Origin of the sequence: Sphingobium tyrosinilyticum (assembly GCF_042654265.1) — a bacterium.
Lineage (GTDB): Bacteria > Pseudomonadota > Alphaproteobacteria > Sphingomonadales > Sphingomonadaceae > Sphingobium > Sphingobium tyrosinilyticum.
Window position 1 is genome coordinate 1 of the sequence record NZ_JBHSFZ010000056.1, and the last position, 4,092, is coordinate 4,092.

Genomic DNA, 4,092 nt, shown 5'->3' on the forward strand with positions numbered 1-4,092 from the left:
TGAAATAGACGCCGCAGGATCGCTCGTCTTGATCGTCAAGCCGCTGACCCAAAAGGCCGAAGATCGCTGAAAACACCAGCACCATGAATAGTGCGGGCTAGGATCATTTTCGGGTCGCATTGCACGTAAGGTTGATGAAAGCTGATTTGATTGTAATGGAGAAGATTATGGGTGAATTTAGCAATGTCGAAGACCGACTGGAAATCGCAGCCCTGAACCAGCGATATGCGCTGCACGTCGATTTTCACGAAATCGAGGAATGGGTCAGCCTTTTTACGCCGGATGCTGTTTTCGACGAAAGCGAATTCGATAACCCGGTCATGAACGGTCACGATGAAATTCGCGCATACGGAAATCATCTCACCGAAATCGTGCGGCACGTTCTCCATCACATGACGACGCATCATATTTCCGACATGACGGCGACGAGCGCCCGTGGGAGAGCCTTTGGGTTGATAGAAGCCGTATTGAACGACGGAACGCATGCGCGCACTCACGTGGTGTACGAAGATCGTTATGAAAAGATCGAAGGCACTTGGCTGATGGCCGAACGAATTCTCAGGAAGACCATCGAACCCGAAGTGATCGCCAGATCGGCACAAGCTTGAACTGAACACTATTTGCGAATAGCGGTACGCGTGGCGAATGCTTTATCGGAAGCTTCGCATCTTCATATCCTTGAGGGTGCTGTCCTAGTAGAAAATATGCCTGCATCGGTGCTAGATCAGGGAAAACTAAAATGTTTAAGATCCTAACTCTCATGAAGCGCAAGCCCGGAACGTCAATGGAGCAGTTGATAGACTATTACGAAAACAAGCATTCTGTCTTGGGCGTAAAAATATGGAACGAAACGGGCAAGCATCCCAATCGGTACTTCAGACGATATTTTCATCCGATGACCTTTGGAAGAGATCCTGCGCCGGACGAAGCACCCGAACTGCAATTTGACCTGGCAACGGAGCTATGGTTCGACAGTCGTGAAGACAGCGATGAATTTTTCCGGCTTGGATCGGCCGCTCCGTATGGCGAAATTCTCGCGAAGGATGAAATGGAATTCCTCGATCGCGACAAGAGTCTGATGGTGGTACTTGAAGAGTATGAGACCGATCTGAGCATTTGCCAAACGAATTGAATTTAGTTGGAGACACGCTGAAGCGTGTATTTGCACCTCATTCGCAGCGCCGCCGCCTGCTACCGGTCGTGATCATAAGTCCCGAAGCTGGAGCCGCTTTGAATGGATACCGAATGGGCCGCTACAGCATCGACATCAATACAGTTTGCGCCACCGTCTCGTGACGGTGGGGAAGGGGCGCGTCGACGCGCTCTTGGCCGCTGGCCGGGCGGGCTCACCAGTAACCTCACCGCAGGCTGACGCTCTTGGATGACTAATCGCCCTGCGCCTGACGGTTAGCGAGGCGGCAGACCGCAAGGCATATAAGCGTCCGTCAATGCACCGCCCGACACACTCAGATATTCCGTACGGTGCAGCCCAAGGACGACGGCCCGCCGACTGACGTGATCATTGATTTCCGGTGCCTTTATGACGCGCTCCTCGAAAGAATCCGCCGCCGAGCGGACTTATGAGACCTCACATGACGAGATTGGGGTCAAGGGGATGTTAGGGCGACATTGATGATCTCCGGTATTGCGTATCCAAGGTCTGAGCCCCTTCGACAAGACGCGTCTCGTTGCCGAGCACGATCAACCTCACATTCGGTCGCCGTTCGTGACGGCTGCACCAATATCCCGCTTGCGGCGGCTGGGCTCAGGAAGACGAAACCATTCTGTGCGACGAGTTTGGAAGCCACGGTCTCATTCGGTTCGTCCACCTGGATCCGTCAGAACTGATCAGGTCCTGAGGATTGGAATGACGGCTGGATAATGGGTCAGGCTGCTTTCATTACCACGCCCTCGATAATGACACCGGCGGTAACATATTTCCACAGCGCCACTAGCAATTTGCGCGCCAGGGCTACGACCGTCGATTTCTTCAGCCGGCCACCGTTGAGTCGGACCCGTTGCTGATACCAGTGGGTGAGCGCCGATTGTGGCTGGTTGCGGATCCACAGCCAAGCCAGCTGGATCAGTGCTGTGCGCAGCCTGGGGTTCCCCGCCTTTGACACGCCCTGTTCGCGGTCCACCGATCCACTCTGCCAAGGCGTTGGCGCCAGCCCCGCATAGGCAGCGACCTCTCTCCGGTTGGCGAAGTGCCGGAACAAGCCTTCCGACCAGAGAATGGCCGCGAACTCGGGGCCAATGCCCTTGATGTCGAGCAGCATTGCGGCTGGTGCCGGCATGGCGGTGGGTTCCGCGGCAAGCAGCGTGTCCCGCTCGGACTCCACCGCCCTGATCTGCTCGAGCAGCAGTTCGAGCCGGTCGAGTTCGCGGCCAATCTGGACTTTTAGATGCATCGGTAGCGGACGCCCATCGCCAGTCATGAGTTCTTCCAGCCGCTCCCGCCGGTCGCGGCGCAGCGGCTGATAGCCTGTCACCCCCTGCGCGAAGAGCAAGCCTTTGAGGCGATTGACGTGGCGAATCCGATCCGCGAGCAGAACCTTGCGTTCGCGGCAGATGCGACGTCGGTCCTCCTCCTCGGGTGTTGGCACCCGAACCATCGCACACACACGCGGTTCCCCTCGCTTGTGGGCCAGCAAGGCCCGGACCAGCGCCTCGCCGTCGATCCGGTCGGTCTTTGCGCGGCGACGACGACGTGAGGTCGCAATTGAAGCGGGATCCACGACGTGACTTTCTATCCCCTCCTTGCACAAAACACGGTGGATCCAAAAGCCGTCAAGGCCGGCTTCCTGTATGACAATTATCGGATAGCTGCATCCTGTTCGCGCCCGCGCTTTTGCTCGCAGCTGGGTAAAGCGCGCCATTAGCCCGGCGATATCCCCGGCGCGCACTACATGCTTCGACAGCTTCTCGCCGCTGCCTGGCAAAAGCGAGGTGATCAGCCAGATAGATCGGCTCAGTTCCATTGAGACGAAAATCGCGCCAAGATCGGTCCGGATAGCGGTCAACGCTTGGGGACTGTCAGTTGCAATCTGCATATCGGCCTCCTGAGAGTGTGGTCAGCAAACTCACTCTGCCAGAGTGTCGATCGCCATCCACCTCGTCATGGGATCTGTGCGCGGGTGGTCGTTGAGCTCTGAAATCGCGCAGGTATTTGACGAGTTATCGATCCGGCCTGCGCTTTGCGGGCGGAGGCGATATCATGCCGAAACGGAGAGAATATTCATCGTGCGCTTGAGGTTGTAGGCGATGGCGGTGAGGTGGACTTGGACGGCGGCTTTGGCGAGACCTCGCCATCGCATTCGGCGCAGGCCGTAACATCTCTTCCATGTTCCGAAGATCTTCTCGATCCGACCGCGCACGCGATGGATCGGTTGGTTCCATTCATGAAGCTTGCGCAGCGTTTCGGCTTCGTCGCGGCCCCACATGCCGGTGGCGACGATCCGAGGAATGCCGCCCTTTGTCCGCACCCGCACCGCGTCACGAAAGTAATTGCCGCGATAGGCGCTGTCGGCAAATACCTCGCCGGGATTGTCGGGCAAGGCATCCGGACCTGCCTTGCCGTCATTGATATTGGCGGACGTGATCGACACTTCCTCGACCAACGCGGTATCGGCATCGGCGCCAACGTGGGCCTTGAAACCGTGGACAGCCCGCTTTCCCTTGTGCTTTACCCAGCGGGCATCAACATCGTCTTCGCTAGCGTAGGCAATGATGGTGGCATCGACCAGTGTTCCGGTCTTGACCGTCACCGCCTTGGCCTTGAGCTGCATGGTCACGGTTTCAAACAGCGTCCGGTCAAGTGCGTGCGCAACCAGCAGCCGACGGAACCTGACAAACGCGGTGCGCTCGGGCGTCGCCTCATTCGCGGCAAACCCACAGAAGCGGCGAAAAGAGGCCCGATCATCCAGCGCCTCAGCCAGCTTCATTGCGAATTCCGTATGTATGTGGACGGTCCCCCCCCTTGCAAGAACATTTAGCCCGCACTATTCATGGTGCTGGTGTTTTCAGCGATCTTCGGCCTTTTGGGTCAGCGGCTTGACGATCAAGACGAGCGATCCTGCGGCGTCTATTTCA

4 protein-coding genes are annotated in these 4,092 nt (G+C 57.2%); 2 read left to right on the plus strand and 2 right to left on the minus strand.

The features are described 5' to 3' along the window. Positions 1-134: 134 nt before the first annotated feature. Both ACFO3E_RS15890 and ACFO3E_RS15895 read left to right on the plus strand, forming a co-directional pair. A complete protein-coding gene (locus ACFO3E_RS15890) occupies positions 135-608 on the plus strand; it encodes a nuclear transport factor 2 family protein (RefSeq protein ID WP_380806080.1) in 474 nt (157 codons plus the stop codon). A gap of 152 nt (positions 609-760) precedes the next feature. Then, entirely contained in the window at positions 761-1,132 is a 372-nt protein-coding gene (locus ACFO3E_RS15895; RefSeq protein WP_380806082.1) for an EthD domain-containing protein, read from the plus strand. A gap of 754 nt (positions 1,133-1,886) precedes the next feature. On the opposite strand, the gene ACFO3E_RS15900 is transcribed toward ACFO3E_RS15895, so the two are convergent. Further along, entirely contained in the window at positions 1,887-3,053 is a 1,167-nt protein-coding gene (locus tag ACFO3E_RS15900) for an IS110 family RNA-guided transposase (RefSeq protein ID WP_380806084.1), read from the minus strand. A gap of 162 nt (positions 3,054-3,215) precedes the next feature. Then, complete coding sequence (locus ACFO3E_RS15905; protein ID WP_380806086.1) at positions 3,216-3,944, minus strand: IS5 family transposase; 729 nt, start codon at positions 3,942-3,944, stop codon at positions 3,216-3,218. Positions 3,945-4,092: the final 148 nt, after the last annotated feature.